Source organism: Sphingopyxis sp. PET50 (assembly GCF_025244705.1).
GTDB lineage: Bacteria > Pseudomonadota > Alphaproteobacteria > Sphingomonadales > Sphingomonadaceae > Sphingopyxis.
In genome coordinates this window covers 3,238,866-3,260,141 of sequence record NZ_CP104207.1, presented here as the reverse complement: position 1 = coordinate 3,260,141, position 21,276 = coordinate 3,238,866, and the positions used below count along the sequence as shown (strand labels likewise).

Genomic DNA, 21,276 nt, shown 5'->3' with positions numbered 1-21,276 from the left:
TCGCATCGAGCGAAGTCGAGATGCCCCTCAGCCTCGCGCCGGCTCGAAGGGTGTCTCGACTTCGCTCGACACGAACGGGCAAGGGGCGTTGCGGATTAAACGCACGCCACTCTAATTCCGCTCGGCCAGCGCCTTGTCGACGATCCCCGCGCCGATCGGGCCGATGACGCCGCCGCCGAAGCGGAACAGCAGGAAGGCGGCGACGAACAGGATGATCGGCTGGATGATCAGCGCGACGACCGCCGCGATCAGCATCACGAAAAACAGCGTGACGAAGCCGCCGCTCAGCACCTGCTGACCCTTGGCGCCGAGCTCGATCGTGCGCGGGCCCTTGGCGTCCCACCATTTTCCGGTGACGATCGTCTTGCGGCCGGACGCGGCCGGGGCCGGGCGGTCGGGGATGCGCGCGGGGGCGGGGGCGGCCTTGGGCGCCGGGCGCTCGGCCGCGGCCTGTTTCCATGGGCGGTTCCGCGCGTCGGCGGCCTTTGCCGCCCCACGCGCGCTGGCGGGCGCGGGGCTGGCGGGCGCGGATTTCGGGGCCTGTTGCTTCGGGGCCTAGCCGGGCGCTCAGCCCCGATTCGGCGCGCGCGGCGGCGGAGAGGTCGGGGTCGGCGCTGGTGCGCGCGGGGCGGATCGGTTCGACCCCCATCGCGCGGTCGTGCACGTCCATGCGCTCGGCGGCGGTCGGCGGGGTCTGGCCGGTCGTCCGGTCGATCACCACCAGCCGCCCGCCGCGTTCGACGACGGAGTATCGGCTGGGGGGCGGGCGATCAACCAATGCCGAATTGTTCCTTCAGGGCCAGCATGGCGATTGCGGCCTTCGCCGCCTCGCCGCCCTTATCCTTGCGCGTCTTGTCGGCGCGCGCAAGCGCCTGTTCCTCATTTTCGACGGTCAATATGCCGTTGCCGATCGCGAGCCCGTCGAGCGTCAGCGCCATGATGCCGCGCGCGCTCTCGTTCGACACCACCTCGAAATGATAGGTTTCGCCGCGGATCACCACGCCGAGCGCGACAAACGCGTCGTAACGTCCGCTGTCGGCGGCGAGCGAGATCGCCGCCGGAACCTCGAGCGCGCCGGGCACCGTCACCGTGTCGTGGCTGTGCCCCGCCGCGTCGAGCGCGCCGCGCGCGCCGTCGAGCAGCATGTCGTTGAGATGGGAATAGAAACGGGCTTCGACGATCAGGATATGGGCCATGGCGGTCTCCTTAGGCGGACGGGGAAAGATGCGAAAGCAGCAAAAGCAAAGTGCCCGTGGCAATCACAATGGCGGCGGTGAGGCTGTGGAGCGTGACACGCTCCTTCAACCCGGCCCACGCGATCAGGATGCTGACAAGGATACAGGTTTCCCGAAGCGCGCTGACGGTGGCGACAGGCGCGTAGCGCAAGGCGACGAGGGTCGATCCGAAACTGACGATGGCGAGAAGGCCCGCCGCCACGCCCGGCCGCAGATTGCGCCGCATGCGCGCGCCCGCGTCCGGTCCCGCGGACAGCCGGGCCTGGATCATCAGCGCCAGCCCGGTCGCGAAGAAGAACCAGCATAGAAAGGGCAGGACGCCATTGCTGACGCGCATCCCGCCTGCGTCGACGACTGTGTAGGCGGCCGTCAGGACGCCCGCCCCCAGCGCGGCGATCAGCCCGGCGCGGCCGATGCCCCCGCCCGCCGACAGCGACACGATGCCCGCGCTGATCGCGATCACGCCTGCCATCGCACCCAAACCGGGAATCTCGCCGAACAGCAGCACGCCGGCCGCCGTCGCGATGACCGGCGCGGTGCCCCTCGCAATCGGAAAGGCGACCGAAAAGTCGTTCAGCGTGTAGGAACGCGTCAACAGCATCGAATACACGCTATGCAGGATCACCGCGCCGGCGAGCCACGGCAACATCGCCGGCGCGGGCGGGCCCAAGATCGCCAGTGGAACGGCGGCGACCGCCGCCCATGTCGCACCGCACAGCGCGCGCACCGCCGCCTGATCCTCGCCCGCCTTGAGCAGGGCATGAGAGGAGGCGGTGGTCAGCGCGGCGACGATCGCAAAGCCGATGCCGAGCGACTGGGTCACCGCGCGGTCAGGCTTCTCCGGGAATCGAGCGTTCGCCGACGACCGACAGGCCATAGCCCTCCAGCCCGACGAGATTGTTGTGCGACGGCGTCAGCAATTCCATCGCGTGGACGCCGAGGTCGGCGAGAATCTGCGCACCGATGCCATAGGTGCGCAGGTCCATGCCCCCCGACGGCGGCGGGATTTCCTCGGCCGCCGCCGATCCCGGCAGCGGCCGCATCAGCATGACGATGACGCCTGCACCCGCCTCGCCGATCGCGTCCATCGACCGCTGCAGGCGGCGCTTCTTCGGCCCCGGCTAGCCCATGATGTCGTCGAAGATCGACACGGGGTGCATGCGCACCAGCGTGACGCCGCCGGGATCGATCGCGCCCTTCTGCAGCACCAGATTGACGCTGCCGTCGATCCTGTTGCGATAGGATTTGAGCCGCCAGTCGCCGCCATAATCCGATTCGAACGGCTCGTCGGACACGCATTCGACCAGCCGGTCGTTGCGGTGGCGATAGGCGATCAGGTCGGCGATCGTGCCGATCTTGAGCCCGTGGCGCCGCGCGAAGGGGATCAGGTCGTCGAGTCGGGCCATCGACCCGTCGTCGTTCATGATCTCGCAGATCACCCCCGACGGGTTGAGCCCGGCGAGCCGGGCGATGTCGACCGACGCCTCGGTATGGCCGGCGCGCACCAGCACGCCGCCGTCGCGCGCGATCAGCGGAAAGACATGGCCGGGGGTGACGATGTCGTCGCGGCCCTTCGACGCGTCGATCGCGACCGACACGGTGCGCGCGCGGTCGGCGGCGGAGATGCCGGTGGTGACCCCCTCGCGCGCCTCGATCGAGGTGGTGAAGGCGGTTTCGTGCCGCGTCCCGTTCTGGCGGCTCATCAGTTCGAGCCCCAGTTGCTCGACCCGCGCCTTGGTCAGCGTCAGGCAGATCAGCCCGCGGCCGTGGGTCGCCATGAAATTGACCGCATCGGGGGTCGCCATCTGCGCCGGGATGACGAGGTCGCCCTCATTCTCGCGGTCCTCGTCGTCGACGAGGATGAACATGCGGCCGTTGCGCGCCTCGGCGATGATCTCCTCGGGGGTCGCCATCGGCGACAGGTCGCTGCCGTGCGCGAGCCAGTTCTCGAGCTTGCGCAGCGTGTCGGCGGTGGGGTTCCAGCCCGGCGATTCGAGGTCGCGCAGGCTGTTGGCGTGGAGACCGGCGGCGCGCGCGAGCCCCGAGCGGGACATGGCGCCGTCATCGACGATGGCGCGGATGCGCTCGATGAGTTGCGTGGACATGCGTCCAAAAATCACATCATGATGTGATTGTCAATATCAATATCACATTCCATGCCGATATTCGGTCATTTCGGTCCGAAAACGGCGCTGCTGTCGCGGAGCGGCGTGTCGGGTTTGGCGTCGAGCAGCGCCAGCAGCTGCCCGCTGCGGTCGTCGCGCGTCGCATAGTCGCGCGCCGACATGCCCGCGACATGGTCGGCCTTGTCGGGATTGGCGCCATTGCGCACCAGCAGCCGCACCATCGCGCTGTTCTTCGCCTGCACCGCCAGGATCAGCGCGGTTTCGCCGCGCCGGTTCGCCTGGTCGACCGGCGCCTTTTTCTTCAGCAATTCGTCGGCGGCGTCGGCGAAGTTCAAGAGGGCGGCGTGCATCAGCGGCGTGGTGCCCTGCCTGTCGCCGATCGACGGGTCGGCGCCCTTGTCGAGCATGAAGCGCACCCACACGGCATCGCGGCGCTTGGTGACGATGATCAGCGCGGTTTCGCCGGTGTCGGGATGGCGCGTGTTGATCAGCGTCGCGTCGTCCTTCAGCGCGTCGGTCGCCTTGGTGCCGTCGCGGCTCTCGACCGCCTGCAGAAAGGCATAGCCGCCGCGGAACTGCGCGTGGGCGGCGGGCACGGCGGCCAGCGCGACGACGGCGGTCGCCAGCGACAGCGAGGCGAGACGGAAAGCGGCGCGACGAAACATTGTCATGGACCCTGCGGATATGGCCGCCGTGCGGCGCGGCGACGACAAAGGTTGATTTTCGGCGCCTAGCCCAGCAAGGCTGGCCCGATGATGAATATCGCAAATACCGGACAAAAGCTTGCCCGCGCAAGCCTCCTCCTGCTCGGTGCCGCGGCGCTGGCCGGCTGCGGCGCGCCCGCGGACCAACCGGCGCCAGCCGCCGCCGAACCGCCGCTGAAGGGCGCCCGCATCGGCGGCCCCTTCGCCCTCACCGACCAGGACGGCAAAACGGTCAAGGACACCGACTTCGCCGGCCGATACCGGATCGTCTATTTCGGCTACAGCTTCTGCCCCGACATCTGCCCGGTCGATGTCCAGAAACTGATGCGCGGCCTCGCCGCGTTCGAAAAGGCCGACCCCGCGCGCGGCGCCAAAGTGGTGCCGATCTTCATCACCGTCGATCCCGAACGCGACACGCCGGCGGCGCTCAAGCCCTTTGTGTCGCGCTATCATCCGCGCCTGATCGGCCTGACCGGCCCGCTCGACCGGATCACCGAGGTCGCGCGCAGCTATGCCGTCAGTTTCCGCAAGGTCGAAGGGTCGGCGCCCGACCGCTATCTGGTCGGCCACACCCAGATCGCCTTTCTGATGGGGCCGAAGGGTGAGCCGATCGCGCCGCTGCCGCTCGACGATCCCACGACCGATCCCGACGAGGGCGCGCCCGGCAAGGTCGCCGCCGACCTTGCGAAATGGGTGAAGTGAGCGCCGTCAGTCCTTTCTGGGAAGCCCCGCTCGCCACCCTCGACGCCGGCGAGTGGGAGGCGCTGTGCGACGGCTGCGGCAAATGCTGCCTGCACAAGATCGAGGACGAGGATACGGGCCGCATCTATCCGACCAATGTCGCGTGCCGCCTGCTCGACCTCGCGACCGCGCGCTGCGGCGATTACAAGCACCGCCGCCGTCACGTTCCCGACTGCCTGACGCTGACGAAAGCCAAGGTCGCCGATATCGAATGGCTGCCGCAGAGCTGTGCCTATCGCCTGCGCGCCGAGGACCGGCCGCTGCCCGAATGGCATTATCTGATCTCGGGCGACCGCGATGCCGTCCACCGCGCCGGTCAGTCGATCGTCGGCTGGACGGTCAGCGAGGATGTCGCCGGGCCGCTGGAAAACCATCTTGTCGAACGCATTGTTTGATCGCGCGGCGCCTTTGGCGAGCGACATGCCGCGGATTCTGGTCGATGGCGAAGCCTGGCCGGTGCGCCTCGTCCATCACGCGCGCTCGCGCCGCTATCGCCTCGTCTTCGACGCCGCGCGCGCCGAGCTTCGCCTCACCCTGCCGCAGCGGGGCAGCGCGGCCAAGGCATTGCGCTGGGCCAGCGAGCAGCAGGACTGGCTGACCGAGCAGGTCGGCAAGGCGGTGGTGCCGGTCGAGATCGGACCCGGCGCGCTGGTGCCGCTGTTCGGGATCGACCGGCGCATCGAATGGAACCCCGCGCTGCCGCGCGCGGTCCGCCTCGACGGCGACACCATGCACCTCGGCGGCCCTGCCGACGGCGTCGGCCGCCGCGTCGAACGCTGGCTGAAGGCGCAGGCGCTCGATCTGGTGACCGCGGAAAGCCGCGACATCGCGGCGCGCGCGGGCCTGAAGGCCGGGCGCGTCGGGGTCGGCGACCCGCGCAGCCGCTGGGGCAGTTGCACCGCCACCGGCGACCTGCGCTACAGCTGGCGGCTGGTGATGGCGCCCGACCATGTCCGCCGCGCGACGGTCGCGCACGAGGTCGCGCACCTCAGGCACATGGACCATGGCCGCGCCTTTCATGCGCTCGTCGATGAGCTGCACGACGGCGATGTCGCCGCCGCGAGGGCGTGGCTGCGCCGCGAGGGGCGCGGGCTGCACCGGTACCGCTTCGGTTAGCGAGCCTCATCTCGTCATTCCCGCGAAGGCGGGAATCCAGCTTTTTCCTTCTTCGCGTTCTTTGCGTCTTTGCGTGAGATAAATTTGAATCGCGCAAAGGCGCAAAGAACACGAAGGGTCTTGGATTCAGCCGTTTGTGCTCGCCGTAGGACGAGGCAAGAAGCTGGATTCCGGCTTCGCGGGAATGACGGCATTTAGAGCAGCGTGCGTTAAATATGAACCGTTTGCCCTGAGCTTGTCGAAGGGTCGTTCTTTCTATCAGCGTCGAAGAGAAGGGCAGTGCTTCGACAAGCTCAGCACGAACGGGTTTGGGTAATGATGCAGATTTAACGCACGCCGCTCTAGGCTGTGGTGACATTTTAGGGATTCACAGCGATCCGCATTTCTGATTCACCACTGGCTTTTGGACGCTGGTGTGGAAGGCGAGGTTCTGCGGGACGATCAATGGGAGCGGCTGCGGGAGTTTGTGCCGGGTGGGCGCAAGGGCAAGCGCGGCCCGCGCAGTGACGGGCGCCTGTTCCTGAATGCGCTTTTGTGGCTGGCGCGTTCGGGCGGGCGGTGGCGTGACTTGCCCGAGAAGTTCGGACCGTATCAGACTGCCAAGCGCCGCTATTATCGCTGGGTCGAGCAAGGTGTGATCGATCGCATTTTCGAGGCAGTGTCGGATGCCCCCGATATCGAGTGGCTGGCGATCGATGCGACCGTGATCCGCGCCCAGGCCCAGGCGGCCGGGGCACGGGTAAAAAGGGGGGCGCTCAAGCCCAGGCTCTCGGCCGCTCCAGAGGCGGGTTCGGCACCAAAGTCCACGCCGTAGTCGATGCCCTGGGCTTGCCGATCCGCTTCATCCTCGGTCCCGGCCAGCAGAACGACATGGCGCCCGCCTGCGACCTGATCCGCGGCATCCCCGCCGGCAAGGTCTTGGCCGACCGCGCTTACGACGCCGACAGCTTGCACGACCTCATCTACCAGCAAGGCGGCGAGCCGGTCATCCCGCCGCGCCGCCACCGCAAATACCAACACCGCTATGATCGCATCGCCTACAAGCAGCGCTGGGGAATCGAGGGCTTCTTCGCCAAGCTCAAGCAATGGCGCCGCATCGCCACCCGATACGACAAGCTCGCCGCCAACTTCCTCGGCTTCGTCAAACTCGCCAGCATCATGCTGTGGCTCAAATGATTAAATCGTCACCACAACCTAGAACTGCGAGCGGTAAATTTGCATCACGAACGGGAAGATAGATCAGATTTTACGCACGGCGTTCTAATAGATGTCGGGTCTAGTTATTCTGCCCCGGCCCACCCTGCGGCGGGACCCGCACCGTCGAACTCTTCACCGCGGGCGGCATCGCCTTGTTCGCGGGGGGCGGGGCCCTGGGCGGCGGCTCGGAGCGGCCGGTCTGTTCGTCGATCCAGCGCTGGTCGAGTACCGGGCCGTTGTCGGGCGCATCCTGCGGCGGCACGCCCTCGGGATCGGCCGCACGGGCGGCTGTCATAGGGCAGTTCGATCGGCATGCCGTTTTCGTCGGTCAGCCCCTCTTCGCCGGGCTCGCCGAAATAGGCGTCATCCTCTTCCTCGAGCTGCCAATCGGGCAGCTTCACCTCGGTGTCGAACGCCTCGACCGGGCGCCCCGCCACCGCGACGCGCATGAAATCGGCAAAGGCCTTGGCGGGTGCGCGGCCGCCCTGCAGCCCGCCGACCGGCTTCGCGTCGTCGCGGCCCATCCACACGCCCGTCGTCAGCCCGCTCGAAAAGCCCAGGAACCAGCCGTCCTTGTTGCTCGACGTCGTGCCCGTCTTGCCCGCGACCGGGCGGCCGATCTGCGCCGCGCGCCCGGTGCCGGTGGCGACCGCGGTCTGCATCAGGTCGGTGATCCCCGCCGCGACCCAACTGTCGACCAGCACCGTGCCGCGTTCGGGCGGGCGCTGGTACAGCAGGCGCCCGTCCGCGGTCGTCACCTTGGTGATGCCATAGGGCGCCGCCGACACCCCCTTGCGCGCGATCGCGGCGAAGGCGGCGGTCATGTCGATCACCCGCACCTCCGAACTGCCCAGCACCATCGCGGGCTGGGTGTTGATCGGGGTCGAAATGCCGAAGCGCCGCGCCACGTTGGCGACCGACGCGGTGCCGACCTCGTCGCCCAGCTTGGCGGCGACGGTGTTCACCGAATAGGCAAAGGCGCTGCGCAGGTCCATCGCGCTCGGCGAAGCGCCCCGACGAGTTGCGGGGCGACCAGCCGCGGATCGTGATCGGCTCGTCGACCACCTCGCTGTCGACGCGGTAGCCCGCCTCGAGCGCGGCCATATAGACGAACACCTTCCACGCCGATCCCGGCTGGCGCGTCGCCTGCGTCGCGCGGTTGTAGTTCGATGCGACATAGTCGGTGCCGCCGACCATCGCGCGCACCGCGCCGTCACGGTCGATCGCCACCAGCGCCCCCTGCGCCCCGGCGGGCACATTGGCCTGGATCGCCGCGGTCGCCGCGCGCTGCATGTTGAGGTCGATCGTCGTATAGACGTCGATCGCCTCGCTGCCCTCGTCGATCAGCATGTCGAGCTGCGGCAGCGCCCAGTCGCTGAAATAGCGCGCGCTGTTCTGCCCCGTTTCCTGCGCGAGCTGGACGTCGGCGGGCTTGGCGGCGTCGGCCTGCGCCTGGGTGATCACCCCGGCATCGACCATGACGTTCAGCACCACGCCGGCGCGGCCCAGCGCCGCCTGCGCGTCGGCGGTCGGCGAGTAGCGCGACGGCGCCTTGACCAGCCCCGCGACCACCGCCGCCTCCGACAGCGACATGTCGGTCGCGCTATGCCCGAAGAAGCGCCGCGACGCGGCGTCGATGCCATAGCTGCCGCCGCCGAAATAGACCTTGTTCAAATAAAGCTCGAGGATCTCGTCCTTCGAGAATTTCCATTCGAGCGCCATCGACAGGATCATCTCGCGCAGCTTGCGCGACCAGGTGTAGCTGTTCGAGAGAAAGATGTTGCGCGCCAGCTGCTGGGTGATCGTCGAGGCACCCTGGAGGCGGCGGCCGGTGCCGCGGTTCTGCACCGCGACGATCGCGGCGCGCGTCATGCCGACGGGGTCGACGCCGGGGTGATAGCGGAAACGCCGGTCCTCGACCGCGACCATCGCGTCCTGCATCACCTGCGGCGTTTCCCTGAGCGTCAGCCAGCGCCCGTAATTGGGGCCGAGCGACAGGAACACCGTGCCGTCGGCGGCGTGGACGCGGATCGTCTGCCCCGCGGGCGATTTCTTCAGCTCCTCGAAACTCGGGATACGCTGCACCGCGATGCCGACCGCGACCGCGAGCGCGACCGCGCCGACGAGCGCGAGGCCGAGGCCCCAGCGAAACAGCCGCCGCAGCCAGACGCGCCAGCGCGGCGGCTCGCCCCCGCCGGGCGATTTCCGGCGGGACGAACGGCTTTTTCCGGCGCTGTTCGAGGATGTTCCTGCCTGCTGTCTCTCGCGGCGCAAAGCCGTTTCCTCCCTCGCTGCGCCCCTGTACGCGTCAGCCCCGAAGGCTGACGGTCAGCCCTCGCCGGTCCTGGCGTCATCCGGCGAGCGGTCCGCGAAGTCAAGCGCCGCGCTGTTGATGCAATAGCGCAGGCCCGTCGGTCCGGGGCCGTCGGGGAAGACATGTCCCAGATGGCCTTCGCATCGGGCGCAGCGCACCTCGGTGCGGATCATGCCGTGGCTGGTATCGGTCAGCTCGGTCACCGCGCCGCCCGTGGCGGGCGCGGTATAGCTCGGCCAGCCCGACCCGCTGTCGAACTTGGTGCGGCTGTCGAACAGGGGTTCGCCGCAGCCCGCGCAGCGATAGACGCCGTCGCCCTTATGGTCGGTATATTTGCCGGTGAAGGCGCGCTCGGTGCCGCCCTCGCGCAGCACATAATGCGCCATGGGGTCGAGGGACTTGCTGGTATCGGGATCGGTCATCGGATGATCTCCTTCGTTGCCGCCAATATCGGGTCGGAGCGGGGAGGGTGCAAGGGTTTCGGACCGAACGCCGGCTATGGGAAGATCTCGCGCAGAGGGCGCAGAGAAAGAAGATTTGGTTCACGCGGAGACGCGGAGGCGCGGAGAAGGACTCTCGAGCCGATAGGCCCCATTCCTTCTCGAAGGCGTCGAAGGACGCAAGGTTGCAAGGAGAGAGCCGCTTCGCGGCGAGAACGATCTCTCCGCGTCTCCGCGTGAACAAAAAATCTCTGCGCCCTCTGCGTCCTCTGCGCGAATCTTCCACTCAGCCGAGACGGGTGGCTCGCGACGTCAGGCGAACGAGCCAGGGAAAGGCCGCGGCGCATGACGTGACCATGCTCGCCGTCCACGGACGTTCGCCGAGCCGCCATACCATGTTCGCCAGCGCAAAGGGCCGCGCCATCCGCGCCGCCAGCCGGGCCTGATAATCGGGCGCCGATCTCGCCCCGCCGTGCCGCCATGCCGCCACCGCCGCCGCGGCGCTGGCGAGCGCGATGCCCATGCCCTCGCCCGCCAGGCTGGGGATCACCCCCGCCTGGTCGCCGAGCCGGAACAGCCCCGGCGTCGTGACGCCGCTCCGCCAGCCATAGGGGACATGCCCGATCGCATCGATGGCGGCGCTCCAGTCGGCGAAGGCCAGCCGTTCGCCGAGCTGCGGGTTCTCCCCGCCCAATGCGCGCAGCAAGGCTTCGGGCGGGCCGTCGAGCCGCGACTTGTGGACCGCGAGGCACAGGTTGGCGCTGCCGTCCTCCTGCCGCACCAGCCCGGCATAGCCGCGCTCGAACAGATGGAGCTCGACCGCATCGCCGACCAGCCGGTCGAGCGCGGCGTGCGGCGGCATCCGCAGCCGGAGACCCATCACCGGGTCGGCGCGCTGCCATGCGGCCGGTTCGCGCGGAAAGCCGCGAAAGCCATGCTTGCCCGCCGCGAGGAAGAGCGACGGCGCCGCCAGCGCCGCGCCGTCGCGGGTCTGAACCGCATAGCCGTCGATCCCGGTGGCCTGGACCCCGCGCTCCAGCCTCGCGCCGGCCGCCACGGCGACGGCCTGCAACGCCGAATCGAGCCGATGCCGCGATACCCCCATCGCCGCCGCGGGCAGCATCGTCTCGCTGCGCGCCGAACCCGCAAACAACCGCACCCGGCGCACCGTCTGCCCGGCCAGCCCGTCGGCTTCGATCCCCAGCGCCTTCAGCCGCGCCAGCGACTGCCAGCTCAAAAATCCGCCGCACAGCGCGTCGCCCGTCTCGCGGCTCCGCTCGATCAGCAGGACCTTGGCGCCCGCGCGCGCCAGCCCGATCGCCGCCGCGGCTCCCGCCGGTCCAGCGCCGACGACGATCGCGTCGTTCACCGCACCCGCTCGACGCACAGCCGATAGGGAAAGCTGCGGAAGATGCGGCAGCCCTCTGCGGCATCGGGCAGCGCTTCGCCCAGCATCGCCGCCCATTCGGCGCGGCGGAAGGCGCGCCCGACCGAAAGCTGCCCGTCGCGCCGCACGATCGGATCGACGAAGGCCAGCGCCGCGAGCAACGGATAGCCCGCAAAGGGCAGGCGCCGGACGGTGGAGGTCGTTGACCAGCCACCCGCGCGCCGCCTCCGCCTCCATGAAGCGCAGAAATCCGGTGCGCTGACCGGGCGTCATATGATGGGCGACGAGGCTCGACAGGATGATGTCCCACCCCTCGCCCGCCAGATCGCGATAATCGCCGGTGACCAGATGCGCCCGCCCGCCGAGCCGCGCCGCGGCGACGGGCGCGCTCTTGGGGTTGAGGTCGACCCCGGCGAGGTCGAGCGCGACCCCGCGCGCCGCGCCCCAGCGCGCGACCCGCGCCAGCATGTCGCCCGCGCCGAAGCCGACGTCGAGGATCCGCCACGGCCGGCCGCCGACCTCGCGCGCCCGCACCCGCTCCAGAAAGCCGAGCGTCGGCCGCGCCGCGAGCGTCAGCGCGTTGATCCGCGACAGGTCGGCGAGCACCCTCGCATAGCGTTCGGGCGCCAGCCCGGCCGCGTCCATCTCCTCCTCGGCCTCGATCGGCGCGGCGAGGCTGGTGAAGGGATTCATCTTGCCGGGTCGGGCGCGGTGAAGCGGATCGCTTCGGCGGCGAGGCCGGGGCCGAAGGCGATCGCGATCCCCTCGCCTTTCGCCTGCCGCTCGATCATCCGCGCGAGCACGAACAGGATCGTCGCCGACGACATATTGCCCCACGCCGCGAGCACCGCGCGGCTGTCGGCGAGCGCGCCGGGGGGTACGTGCAGCGCCGCCTCGACCGCGTCGAGCACCGAGCGCCCGCCGGCTGTGGACCGCGAGCAGCGGCGGCGGCGCATCGCCATCGAAAAGCTGCGCCTGCACCCCCGGTGCGCCGAGCGCCGCGCGCAGCCGCCCCGGCACCTCGCCCGACAAATGCATCGCGAATCCGGTGTCGCCGATGTCCCAGCGGATCAGCGCTTCGCTGTCCTCGAGCGCGAGGCTGCGCCCTTCGCCGAGTTCGAGTCCCCCGGCGTCGCCCGACACGATTCCCGCCGCCGCGCCGTCGCTGAACTGGAGCATCGCAAGCAAAGGCTCGGGCGCGTCGGCGAGCTGCAGGTGCAAAGTCGACAGCTCGACGCTCACCACCAGCACCACCGCATCGGGCTCCGACCGCACGATATGCCGCGCGTTGCGCAGCGCGGTGACCCCGGCGTAGCAGCCCATGAAGCCGATCAGCACCCGCTCGACCGTCGCCGCCAGCCCCAGCCTTCTCGCGACAATCTGGTCGATCCCCGGCGCGACGAAGCCGGTGCAGCTCGCCACCACCAGATGCGTCACCCGCGCCGGGTCGAAGGCATCGCCCAGCTTGGCGATCGCCCGCAACGCCAGCGCGGGGGCATGATCGGCATAGGCCGCCATGCGCGCCGAGGTCGGCGGCAATCCGGGCACGTCGTAGAAACCGCCCGGCGCCACCGGCGACCCGCCACCTTCGGCGGGCGGCAGCACCGACCAGCGATGGTCGATGCCCGACCGCGCCGCCATGCGCGCGAAGATCGCGCGCACCCGCTCGTCGGCGAGCCGCGGCGTCGCCCAGTCGATGAAGGCGCGATGGATATCGTGATCGGGCGCCGCGGTGGCGAGCGCGTTGAGCCGGGCGGAGGGAGCGGGGGGCATGGCGCTGTTTGGATCAAAAGCGGGAAGCAAGCCAGCGGATATCAAAAGCCCCTCCCCTTCAGGGGAGGGGTTGGGGTGGGGCCTGTCGGGAGGCGCAAGGCTGCTGGCCCCCACCCGCTGCGACTAACGAACAAGTTCGTAAGTCTCGCTGCCCTCCCCTGAAGGGGAGGGTATGGAGGATTTACCGCGGCTTAACCATGACCGGCCTATCGCAAAGGCGTGGGACCGCGCCTCTTCCTTGCCTTCGCCCTGTTGCTGGCGGCGCCCGCGGGCGCGGCGGCGCAATGCCTGCTCTGCGGGCCGGACGGCGGCGCGACCGGCCTTGCGGCCCGCAAGCCCGAAGCGCCGCTGCGCGTCGAGGTCGAAACCCAGCTCGACATGGGCCGCGTCGCGGCCGGCGCCATGGGGGGAGAGGTCGAACTCGACCCGCTGTCGGGCGCCCGCCGCCTGCGCGGCGACGTTGTCGATCTCGGCGGCTTCGCGGTCACCGGCACCGTCACGGTGACCGGCGAACCCGGCGCCGCGGTCCGCGTCATCCTGCCGACGAGCGTCGATCTCGAATCGGGTCGCGGGCGCAGCGCGCGCGTCTCGGGCCTCGTCACCGACCTCGGCGCCGCGCCGCGGCTCGGCCCCGACGGGCGGTTGCGGTTCCGCTTCGGCGGGCGGCTGCAGATCGCGGGGCTCGACGACGGCGACTATCGCGGGCGGATTCCGGTGATGGTGGAGTATCAATAGGGGAAGGGCCGGTTCGGGGTGGGAGGCGGACGTTTGGCGACGCGCTCAGCAAGCGTTGTTCGAGGCTGATGGGGCGGATATTTTGTTTCGCACAAAGGCACAAAGGCACGAAGAGGGCCGTTCGCGGCCGAAAGGCCGCCTCCTCATCGACGTCGATGCTTTGACGAGGCCCAAGAGGTAAAGCCGCTTCGCGGCAAGCACGACATCTTCGTGCCTTTGTGCCTTTGTGCGAAATCAATCTCACCCACGTCGGCGCACTGCGCCTTCGGTGCCGCCGATAAGCCTGCGTCCGCTCCCGCCCGAAACCCGCCACCACCGCCCCGGCGCCTCTACCCCCGCGCCCCGAACAGCGCCGTGCCCACCCGCACATGCGTCGCGCCCAGCATCACCGCGGTTTCATAATCGCCGCTCATCCCCATCGAGCGCAGCGGCAGGCCGTGGCGTTCCGCCAGTTCGTCGAGCAGCGCGAAATAGGGCGTCGGCGCGACATCGGCGGGGGGGATCGCCATCAGGCCGTCGATCTGCAGGCCCGCGTCCGCCGCCTCGGCCAGCAGCGCGGGCAGGCCGGCGACCGCAACGCCGCCCTTCTGCGCCTCGTCGCCGATATTGACCTGAACGAACAGTTGCGGTTGCCTGCCCGCCCTGGCGCACGCCCCGGCGAGTGCTTGCACCAGCGACGGCCGGTCGAGCGAATGGATCGCGTCGAACAGCGCCACCGCCTCCTCGGCCTTGTTCGATTGCAGCTCGGCCGATCAGGTGCAGCACGATATCGGGCGTCTCGGCGCGCAGCGCGGGCCATTTGCCCGCCGCCTCCTGGACGCGATTCTCGCCGAAATGACGCTGCCCGGCGGCGATCAGCGGGCGGATCGCGGCGGCGTCGTGCGTCTTCGATACCGCGATCAGCCGGACCTCGCCCGGCTTGCGGCCCGCGCGCGCCGCCGCGGCGGCGATTCCCGCTTCGACCCCGGCCAATCGCTGCGCTGCGTCTTCCATCGCTCTTCCTTCGCTTGCCCCTGCGCGTTGCGCGCGGCGGCGACGCGCCTATAGGAAAGCCGATGCGCGCGCGCCACCCCTCTCCCCTGCCGCAGATCTGGCTGTTCACCGACGCACGGCTCGGCGATGCGGTGCTGGCGGCGATATCGAGCCTGCCGCCGGGGAGCGGGATCGTGCTGCGCCACGACGCACTGGCGCCGGGTAAGCGCTGGCGCCTCGCCCGCCGTCTCGCGCGAACCGGGCACCTGCTGCTGCTGGCCGGGCCACCGGCGCTGGCGCGGCGCTGGGGGGCCGACGGCGCCCACCTGCGCCAGTCGCACGCGGCGCAGGCGGCACAGGCGCATCGTCTCGGCCTCATCGTGTCGATGCCCGTCCATGATGCAGCGGAAGCACGGGCCGCGCGCCGCGCCCGTGCCGACCTCGCCTTCGTCTCGCCGCTCCATCCGACGCGGTCGCATCCCGGTGCGCCTGCGCTCGGCCGCGCGGCCTGGCTGCGCCTCGCGCGCCTGGCCGGTGCACAGCCCGTCGCTCTCGGTGGGCTCACCCCGGCACGGGCGCGCACGCTTCATCGCATCGCAAAGGCGAGCGGAAGCACCCCTGGCTGGGCGGCGATCGATCATTGGCTGGAAAAAGCGGCGAAACGCCGAGCGAAGCTTTAGAAGCGGAAGGCGGTGCCGACGTAGACCGCCTGGCTGTCCCGGCGCGCATCGGTCAGCGGCTGGACGCTGTCCTCGCTCTTGTAGCGAACGCCCGCGGTGACATCGAGATTCTTGGTCAGGCGATAGCTGCTGACGACATCGACCGACTGGTCGTCGCCCGGCGCGGTCAGGCGGTCGGGGGCGCCGGCGGGATCGCTCGGGCGAGCGAGCATCCTGGTCGCGAAGCGCGATTTCTTTTCATTCTGCTCGGGCGCCTTCGCCTCCGGCAGGTTGCGCAGGTCGACCCCGCGCGGCAGCGCCGGGGTCACGAATTTCTCGAAGCCGACCGACGCGCCCAGATTATAGGCGACGGGGGTAATCGCGACCGGGGCCTTGCGGCCCTGCGCCAGCGCGGCGGTCATGCCCGCGCTCGACGCATCGTCGCGGGCGCGAGATCACCACGGTGATCGCGCGGTTCTGGCGATTCTCTCCGGTCAGCGTCGGCGTGAACACGAAGCTGCGGCGCGCGTCGGCCGACACCTTGGCATAGCGCGCGATCAGCCGCGGATCGCCCGACGCGGGGGTGAACTGGCCCAGCAGCGTGTCGGACAGCGAGGTTTCGCGGATGCGGTCGGCGCGGCTCATCGCGGCGATCGCGGGGGGCAGGGCAAGTGGAACGGCCGCCAGAACGACGACCCCTGCTTTCCAGAAATGGCGCTTGCTGCGCGGCATTGTCTGCGACTCCAACCCCAGTACCAACCCTCAATAGGCCCGACAGGCGGACTTTTCCAGTGATTCGCGAGAAAGCAAATCTTTAGCGCCTGATTTTAACGGGCCTGTTGCGCGATGAGCACAGTGCACCGCCAAGCTGACTCCCCGATGAATGGCGCGAACAAGCCGATTGCCGCGCTTGCCGCCGCGCGGCAACGGCGATAGAGACGCTGGAAATTCAGCAAGCGCGGCGCCCGTCCGCGCCCGAACTATAAGGTGTTCCGGCATGTCCAAGCTTTCCGTCCTTGCCGCCTTCGGCCGCCGTCCGGCCACGCTCGCGCTTCTCGGCGTCGCGGCGCTCGGCCTTTCGGCGTGCGGGGGCAAGGAACGGCCGCGCGCCGATCTTGCCGCCAGCCAGGTCACGACGATCGGCGTGAACAGCTATTTGTGGCGCGCGTCGCTCGACGCGCTGTCGTTCATGCCCCTGCTCCAGGCCGATTCGTCGGGCGGGGTGATCATCACCGACTGGTATGCGAACCCCGGCAATCCGAACGAGCGGATGAAGGTCACCGTGTCGATCCTCGACCGCGACCTGCGCGCCGACGCGCTGCGCGTCGCCGCCTCGCGCCAGGTCGCGCAGGACGGCACCTGGGTCGATGCGCCGGTGCAGGCGGCGACGGTGCAGAAGCTCGAGGAGATCATCCTCACCCGCGCCCGCGACCTGCGGCGCTCGGCCTTCGAAGGTTAAGCAAGCCTCGTCATTGCGAGGAGGCCCGGACTTGATCCGGGGCGACGCGGCAATCCAGGGTAGCGTAACCCGCTCTGGATTGCTTCCCCCGGCTTTCACCGGGGTCGCAATGACGGCAGAATGACAACGGGGTAGCAGAAGAATGACTCGCGAACCGCGCTTTGGCGCTCTGGCCGCCGACGCCCGCTGGCAGGCGGCGTGGGAAGCCGCCAACAGCTTCGCCACCGGCGATTCGGCCGATGCTGAGGGAGAGGGACGGCCCAAGGCCTATATCCTCGAGATGTTTCCCTATCCCTCGGGGCGCATCCACATGGGCCATGTCCGCAACTATGCGATGGGCGACGTGCTGGCGCGGTTCAAGCGGATGACCGGGCACGATGTGCTGCACCCGATGGGCTGGGACGCCTTCGGCATGCCGGCCGAAAATGCGGCAATGGAAAAGGGCGTCCATCCGGGCGGCTGGACGCGCGACAATATCGCGTCGATGCGCGCGCAGCTGAAACGCCTCGGCCTCGCGATCGACTGGAGCCGCGAACTCGCGACGTGCGAGCCCGATTATTACGGGCAGGAACAGGCGCTGTTCCTCGACCTGTTCGCCGCGGGGCTGGTCACGCGCAAGCACAGCTACGTCAACTGGGATCCGGTCGACATGACGGTGCTCGCCAACGAGCAGGTGATCGACGGCCGCGGCTGGCGCTCGGGCGCGCTGGTCGAGAAGAAGAAATTGTCGCAGTGGTTCCTGAAGATCACCGACTTCGCCGACGAGCTGCTCGAAGGGCTGCAAGCCCTCGACAAATGGCCCGACAAGGTGCGGCTGATGCAGGAAAACTGGATCGGCAAGTCGCAGGGGCTGGAATTCTCTTTCAGGCTCGCCGGCGGCGCGCCGGGCTTCGACGTCTTCACGACGCGTCCCGACACGCTCTATGGCGCGAGCTTCGCGGCGATCTCGCCCGACCATCCGCTGGCCGAGAGCCTCGCCAGGGACGCCCCCGAACTGGCGGCGTTCATCGAGGAGTGCCGGCGTCAGGGCACCGCCGCCGAGCAGATCGACACCGCCGAGAAGATGGGTTTCGACACCGGGCTGTCGGTCGAGCATCCGCTCGATCCCGACTGGCACCTGCCGGTCTGGGTCGTGAACTATGTGCTGATGGATTATGGCACCGGCGCGATCTTCGGCTGCCCGGCGCACGACCAGCGCGACCTCGACTTCGCGCGCAAATATGAGCTTCCGGTGCACCGCGTGATCGCCGACGGGGAGGAGACCGGGCAGCATTTCACCGGCGACGAAGCCTGGACCGGCCCCGGCCGCCTCGTGAACAGCCACTTCCTCGACGGCATGAGCATCGACGAGGCGAAGGCCGCGGTCATCGCGCGCGCCGAGCATGAGGGCTGGGGCAAGGGCACGACCGTGTGGCGCCTGCGCGACTGGGGCGTCTCGCGCCAGCGCTATTGGGGCACGCCGATCCCCTTCATCCACTGCGACGCGTGCGGTCTGGTGCCGGTGCCGAAGAGCCAGCTTCCCGTCGTGCTGCCCGAGGACGCCGATTTCTCGGTCCCCGGCAATCCGCTCGACCGCCACCCGACGTGGAAGCATGTCGCCTGCCCGTCATGCGGCGGCGAGGCGGTGCGCGAGACCGACACGCTCGACACCTTCGTCGATTCCTCCTGGTATTTCCTGCGCTTCGCCAGCGCCCCGAGCGATAAGCCCTTCGATCCCGAGGTCATCCGCCGCTGGCTGCCCGTCGACCAGTATATCGGCGGCATCGAGCATGCGATCCTCCACCTGCTCTACGCGCGCTTCTGGACGCGCGCGCTCAACAAGCTGGGGATGATCGACATCGAGGAGCCGTTCGCCAGCCTGTTCACGCAGGGCATGGTGACGCACGAGACCTACAGCCGCGAGCAGGGCGAAGGCCTGCCGCCGCTCTATTTCACCCCCGACGAGGTCGCCCGCACCGCCGACGGCGCGACGCTCGAATCCGACGGCGCGCCGGTCGATGTCGGCCGGGTCGTGAAGATGTCGAAGTCGAAGAAGAATGTCGTCGATCCCGACGCCATCCTCGACCAATATGGCGCCGACGCCGCGCGCTGGTTCATGCTGTCCGACAGCCCGCCCGAGCGCGACCTGCCGTGGAGCGAGGCGGGCATCGAGGGCGCGTGGCGCTTCGTCCAGCGGCTCTGGCGCATCTTCGGCGACACCGAAAAGACCGGCGACGGGGCGGAGGACAAGGGCCTCGCGCGCAAGCTGCACCAGACGATCGCCGGCGTCGCCGCCGACATCGAATCGCTCGGTTTCAACAAGGCGGTGGCGAAGATCCATGCGCTCGCCAACGACATCGAAAAGGCGCCGCCGTCGGCAACGCGCGCCGAGGCGTGCCGCACGCTCATCCTGCTCGTCGCGCCGATGCTGCCGCACCTCGCCGAGGAAGCCTGGGCGGCGCTGCCCGAGGGCCAGCGCACGACCGCGATGATCGCCGACGCCGCATGGCCCGCCGCCGATCCGGCGATGCTCGTCGACGACGAGGTGACGATCGCGATCCAGATGGCGGGCAAGCTGCGCGATACGATGACCGCCGCCAAGGGCGCCGACAGGGCTGCGCTCGAAGCCGCCGCGCTCGCGCGCCCGCGCATCGCCGAACTGCTCGGCGGCAAGGCGCCCAAGAAGGTGATTGTGGTCCCCGACCGTTTGGTGAATATCGTGCCCTGACAGGATGGGCTGGAACTTTAACCTTCCCTTTTCCGTTCGCGTCGAGCGAAGTCGAGACGCCCATCGGTCGTGCACGCCTTCGGAGTGTCTCGACTTCGCTCGACACGAACGGGTATTGAGGTGATCGACAAGACTATGCGTGCGCTTATCGTCTCGACCATCGCGGCAGTTTCGCTGCTTCTCGGCGGCTGCGGCCTGCGTCCGCTCTATGCCAGCGGCAGCGACGGGGCGGTGGCGACGATCCTTGCCGACATCGACGTCGCGCCGATCGAGGGCCACAATGGCTGGCTCGTCCGCAACGCGCTGCGCGACCGGCTCGTCGCGGCGCAGAACGGGCAGGGTGCGGGCAAGCGGCTGCGCCTCGACGTCCGGCTCGAGGACAGCATCACCGGCTTCGGCGTCCGCGCCGACGATGCGGTGACGCGCGAGCGCCGCACGCTGCGCGCGCGCTACCAGCTCGTCGATGCGGGCAGCGGCGAGGTGCTGCTCGACGCCACCGCCTTCTCCGATTCGGGGATCGACGTCGTCGGCAGCGAATATGCGACGATCGCCGCCGAATCGACCGCGCTCGAACGGCTGTCGCAGGCGGTCGCCGACCAGATGATCGCGCGCATCGCGGTCTTCGCCGACCGCGGCGGCGGCCGGACCTCGGACGCGCCCCCCGCTCCCGGCGGGCAATGAAGAGCGTCAAGCCGCACGAACTCGAACGCGTCGCGCGGCTCGACCGGCGTTTCTTCCTGCTCACCGGCCCCGACGATGCGACGATGGAGGCGCTCGCGGCCAGGCTGACCGGCCTCGCGGGCCAGGAGGCCGAACGGCTCGACCTGTCCTCGGTGCAGATGAGCCAGGATCCCTCGCTGCTCGCCGCCGAAGCGGCGTCGATGTCGCTCTTCGCGGGCGCGCGGGTGATCCGGCTCGACATCATGGGCAGCGGCGACGACTGCCTCGCCGCGGTCGAGGCGCTGCTCGCCGCCGGCAGCGCGATCAACCCGGTGATCGCGACCGGCGCCGCGGTGACCGCCAAGTCGAAACTGGTCAGGCTGGTCGAGGGATCGGACCATGCCGTCGCCGCCATCTGCTACCAGCCCGACCGCCGCGCGCTGATCGGCATCGCCATGTCCGCCGCCGAGGACCAGGGCCTGCGGCTCGGCAATGCCGAGGCGCAACTGCTCGTCGACCTGGTCTCGGGCGACCAGGCGCTGATGCGCCGCGAGCTCGAAAAGATCGCGCTCTATCTCGACGCCGCCAGCGACCGCCAGCGCCAGGTGACTGCCGCCGACATCGCCGCGCTCGGCGCCGCGACGCACGAGGAGGATGTCAGCGAGGTCATCAACGTCGCGCTCGGCGGCAAGGTGCGCGACCTGCCCGCGATGTTCGCGACCGCCGCCGCGGTCGGCGTCGCCGAAATCCGCATCATCCGCGCGCTCGCGATCCGCGCCGCGCAGCTCGCGCGCCTGCGCGCCGAGGTCGATGCCGGCGCGCATCCCGCGACGGTGGTGTCGGCGCGCAGCAGCGGCGTGTTCTGGAAGGAGCAGGGCGCGGTGACCGCGCAGCTCCACATCTGGGATTCGGTGCGCATCGCCCGGCTGATGACCCGGCTGCTCGACTGCGAGCGCAGCCTGAAGGCGTCGGGCACCGCCGGCGGGGTGCTGTTCCGCAAACTCGTCACCGACATCGCGCATCAGGCGGCGCGGGCGCGTTGACCCGCGGC

17 protein-coding genes and 6 pseudogenes are annotated in these 21,276 nt (G+C 69.4%); 10 read left to right on the top strand and 13 right to left on the bottom strand.

The window, feature by feature from the left end:
* Positions 1 to 111: 111 nt before the first annotated feature.
* From N0A20_RS17235 to N0A20_RS17215, 5 genes and pseudogenes are all read right to left on the bottom strand, one after another.
* Positions 112 to 291 (bottom strand): hypothetical protein, encoded by a 180-nt coding sequence (locus N0A20_RS17235; protein WP_260581568.1) that lies wholly within the window; start codon positions 289 to 291, stop codon positions 112 to 114.
* A 479-nt stretch (positions 292 to 770) separates the two neighbouring features.
* On the bottom strand, positions 771 to 1,196 hold the full coding sequence (ribH, locus tag N0A20_RS17230) for a 6,7-dimethyl-8-ribityllumazine synthase (protein WP_260581567.1): 426 nt from the start codon (positions 1,194 to 1,196) through the stop codon (positions 771 to 773).
* Positions 1,197 to 1,206: 10 nt separating this feature from the next.
* Complete coding sequence (locus N0A20_RS17225) at positions 1,207 to 2,058, bottom strand: DMT family transporter (RefSeq protein ID WP_260581566.1); 852 nt, start codon at positions 2,056 to 2,058, stop codon at positions 1,207 to 1,209.
* 7 nt (positions 2,059 to 2,065) lie between these two features.
* A pseudogene (ribB, locus tag N0A20_RS17220) lies at positions 2,066 to 3,340 on the bottom strand (3,4-dihydroxy-2-butanone-4-phosphate synthase).
* 65 nt (positions 3,341 to 3,405) lie between these two features.
* Positions 3,406 to 4,032 (bottom strand): ankyrin repeat domain-containing protein, encoded by a 627-nt coding sequence (locus N0A20_RS17215; RefSeq protein WP_312846560.1) that lies wholly within the window; start codon positions 4,030 to 4,032, stop codon positions 3,406 to 3,408.
* Positions 4,033 to 4,113: 81 nt separating this feature from the next.
* Here N0A20_RS17215 and N0A20_RS17210 point away from each other — a divergent pair, with 81 nt between their 5' ends.
* The 4 genes from N0A20_RS17210 to N0A20_RS17195 all read left to right on the top strand — a co-directional run bounded on the left by N0A20_RS17210 (position 4,114) and on the right by N0A20_RS17195 (position 7,098).
* Complete coding sequence (locus N0A20_RS17210; protein ID WP_260581565.1) at positions 4,114 to 4,767, top strand: SCO family protein; 654 nt, start codon at positions 4,114 to 4,116, stop codon at positions 4,765 to 4,767.
* The gene (locus N0A20_RS17205; RefSeq protein WP_260581564.1) at positions 4,755 to 5,201 is read left to right on the top strand and encodes a YcgN family cysteine cluster protein; all 447 of its coding nucleotides are present in this window, start codon (positions 4,755 to 4,757) and stop codon (positions 5,199 to 5,201) included. The genes N0A20_RS17210 and N0A20_RS17205 overlap by 13 nt, the downstream gene beginning before the upstream one ends.
* Before the next feature lie 25 nt (positions 5,202 to 5,226).
* Positions 5,227 to 5,922, top strand: coding sequence for a M48 family metallopeptidase (locus tag N0A20_RS17200; RefSeq protein ID WP_260581563.1), 696 nt, complete (start codon positions 5,227 to 5,229; stop codon positions 5,920 to 5,922).
* Between the two features lie 415 nt (positions 5,923 to 6,337).
* Positions 6,338 to 7,098 (top strand): IS5 family transposase gene (locus N0A20_RS17195; RefSeq protein ID WP_260581562.1). Its coding sequence is split into 2 segments (ribosomal slippage): positions 6,338 to 6,662 and positions 6,662 to 7,098, totalling 762 coding nucleotides; the frame shifts between segments, so codons are not numbered across the junction.
* A gap of 100 nt (positions 7,099 to 7,198) precedes the next feature.
* Here N0A20_RS17195 and N0A20_RS17185 read toward each other — a convergent pair.
* The 5 genes and pseudogenes from N0A20_RS17185 to N0A20_RS17165 form a co-directional block, all read right to left on the bottom strand.
* Positions 7,199 to 9,282 (bottom strand): annotated as a pseudogene (locus N0A20_RS17185) (transglycosylase domain-containing protein).
* A 165-nt stretch (positions 9,283 to 9,447) separates the two neighbouring features.
* Positions 9,448 to 9,855: a peptide-methionine (R)-S-oxide reductase MsrB gene (gene msrB / locus N0A20_RS17180; protein ID WP_260581561.1), complete on the bottom strand. Its 408-nt coding sequence runs from the start codon at positions 9,853 to 9,855 to the stop codon at positions 9,448 to 9,450.
* Positions 9,856 to 10,159: 304 nt separating this feature from the next.
* Positions 10,160 to 11,191 (bottom strand): annotated as a pseudogene (locus N0A20_RS17175) (NAD(P)/FAD-dependent oxidoreductase); the annotation flags it as partial.
* Positions 11,192 to 11,238: 47 nt separating this feature from the next.
* Positions 11,239 to 11,953: pseudogene (locus tag N0A20_RS17170) on the bottom strand (methyltransferase domain-containing protein).
* Positions 11,950 to 13,033: pseudogene (locus tag N0A20_RS17165) on the bottom strand (type III polyketide synthase). The pseudogenes N0A20_RS17170 and N0A20_RS17165 overlap by 4 nt, the downstream one beginning before the upstream one ends.
* A gap of 219 nt (positions 13,034 to 13,252) precedes the next feature.
* On the opposite strand from N0A20_RS17165, the gene N0A20_RS17160 reads away from it, so the two are divergent.
* On the top strand, positions 13,253 to 13,768 hold the full coding sequence (locus N0A20_RS17160) for a DUF4402 domain-containing protein (protein ID WP_260581559.1): 516 nt from the start codon (positions 13,253 to 13,255) through the stop codon (positions 13,766 to 13,768).
* A gap of 329 nt (positions 13,769 to 14,097) precedes the next feature.
* Here the strand turns inward: N0A20_RS17160 and N0A20_RS17155 are convergent.
* Positions 14,098 to 14,761 (bottom strand): annotated as a pseudogene (locus tag N0A20_RS17155) (YggS family pyridoxal phosphate-dependent enzyme).
* 62 nt (positions 14,762 to 14,823) lie between these two features.
* Between N0A20_RS17155 and N0A20_RS17150 the strand changes: the two are divergent.
* Positions 14,824 to 15,420, top strand: coding sequence for a thiamine phosphate synthase (locus N0A20_RS17150; protein WP_260581558.1), 597 nt, complete (start codon positions 14,824 to 14,826; stop codon positions 15,418 to 15,420).
* Here N0A20_RS17150 and N0A20_RS17145 read toward each other — a convergent pair.
* The gene (locus N0A20_RS17145) at positions 15,417 to 15,821 is read right to left on the bottom strand and encodes a hypothetical protein (RefSeq protein ID WP_260581557.1); all 405 of its coding nucleotides are present in this window, start codon (positions 15,819 to 15,821) and stop codon (positions 15,417 to 15,419) included. The two genes, N0A20_RS17150 and N0A20_RS17145, sit on opposite strands and share 4 nt — an antisense overlap.
* Positions 15,760 to 16,131, bottom strand: a complete 372-nt coding sequence (locus tag N0A20_RS17140) for a hypothetical protein (RefSeq protein WP_260581556.1) — start codon at positions 16,129 to 16,131, stop codon at positions 15,760 to 15,762. Before N0A20_RS17140 ends, N0A20_RS17145 begins: the two co-directional genes overlap by 62 nt.
* A 265-nt stretch (positions 16,132 to 16,396) precedes the next feature.
* On the opposite strand from N0A20_RS17140, the gene N0A20_RS17135 reads away from it, so the two are divergent.
* The 4 genes from N0A20_RS17135 (at position 16,397) to holA (ending at position 21,268) form a co-directional block, all read left to right on the top strand.
* Positions 16,397 to 16,858 carry a DUF3576 domain-containing protein gene (locus N0A20_RS17135; RefSeq protein WP_260581555.1) on the top strand — a complete coding sequence of 154 codons (462 nt, stop codon included), beginning with the start codon at positions 16,397 to 16,399 and terminating at the stop codon, positions 16,856 to 16,858.
* 142 nt (positions 16,859 to 17,000) lie between these two features.
* Positions 17,001 to 19,565 carry a leucine--tRNA ligase gene (gene leuS / locus N0A20_RS17130; protein WP_260581554.1) on the top strand — a complete coding sequence of 855 codons (2,565 nt, stop codon included), beginning with the start codon at positions 17,001 to 17,003 and terminating at the stop codon, positions 19,563 to 19,565.
* Positions 19,566 to 19,700: 135 nt separating this feature from the next.
* Positions 19,701 to 20,246 (top strand): LPS assembly lipoprotein LptE, encoded by a 546-nt coding sequence (lptE, locus tag N0A20_RS17125; protein ID WP_260583945.1) that lies wholly within the window; start codon positions 19,701 to 19,703, stop codon positions 20,244 to 20,246.
* Entirely contained in the window at positions 20,243 to 21,268 is a 1,026-nt protein-coding gene (gene holA, locus N0A20_RS17120) for a DNA polymerase III subunit delta (protein WP_260581553.1), read from the top strand. Before lptE ends, holA begins: the two co-directional genes overlap by 4 nt.
* Positions 21,269 to 21,276: the final 8 nt, after the last annotated feature.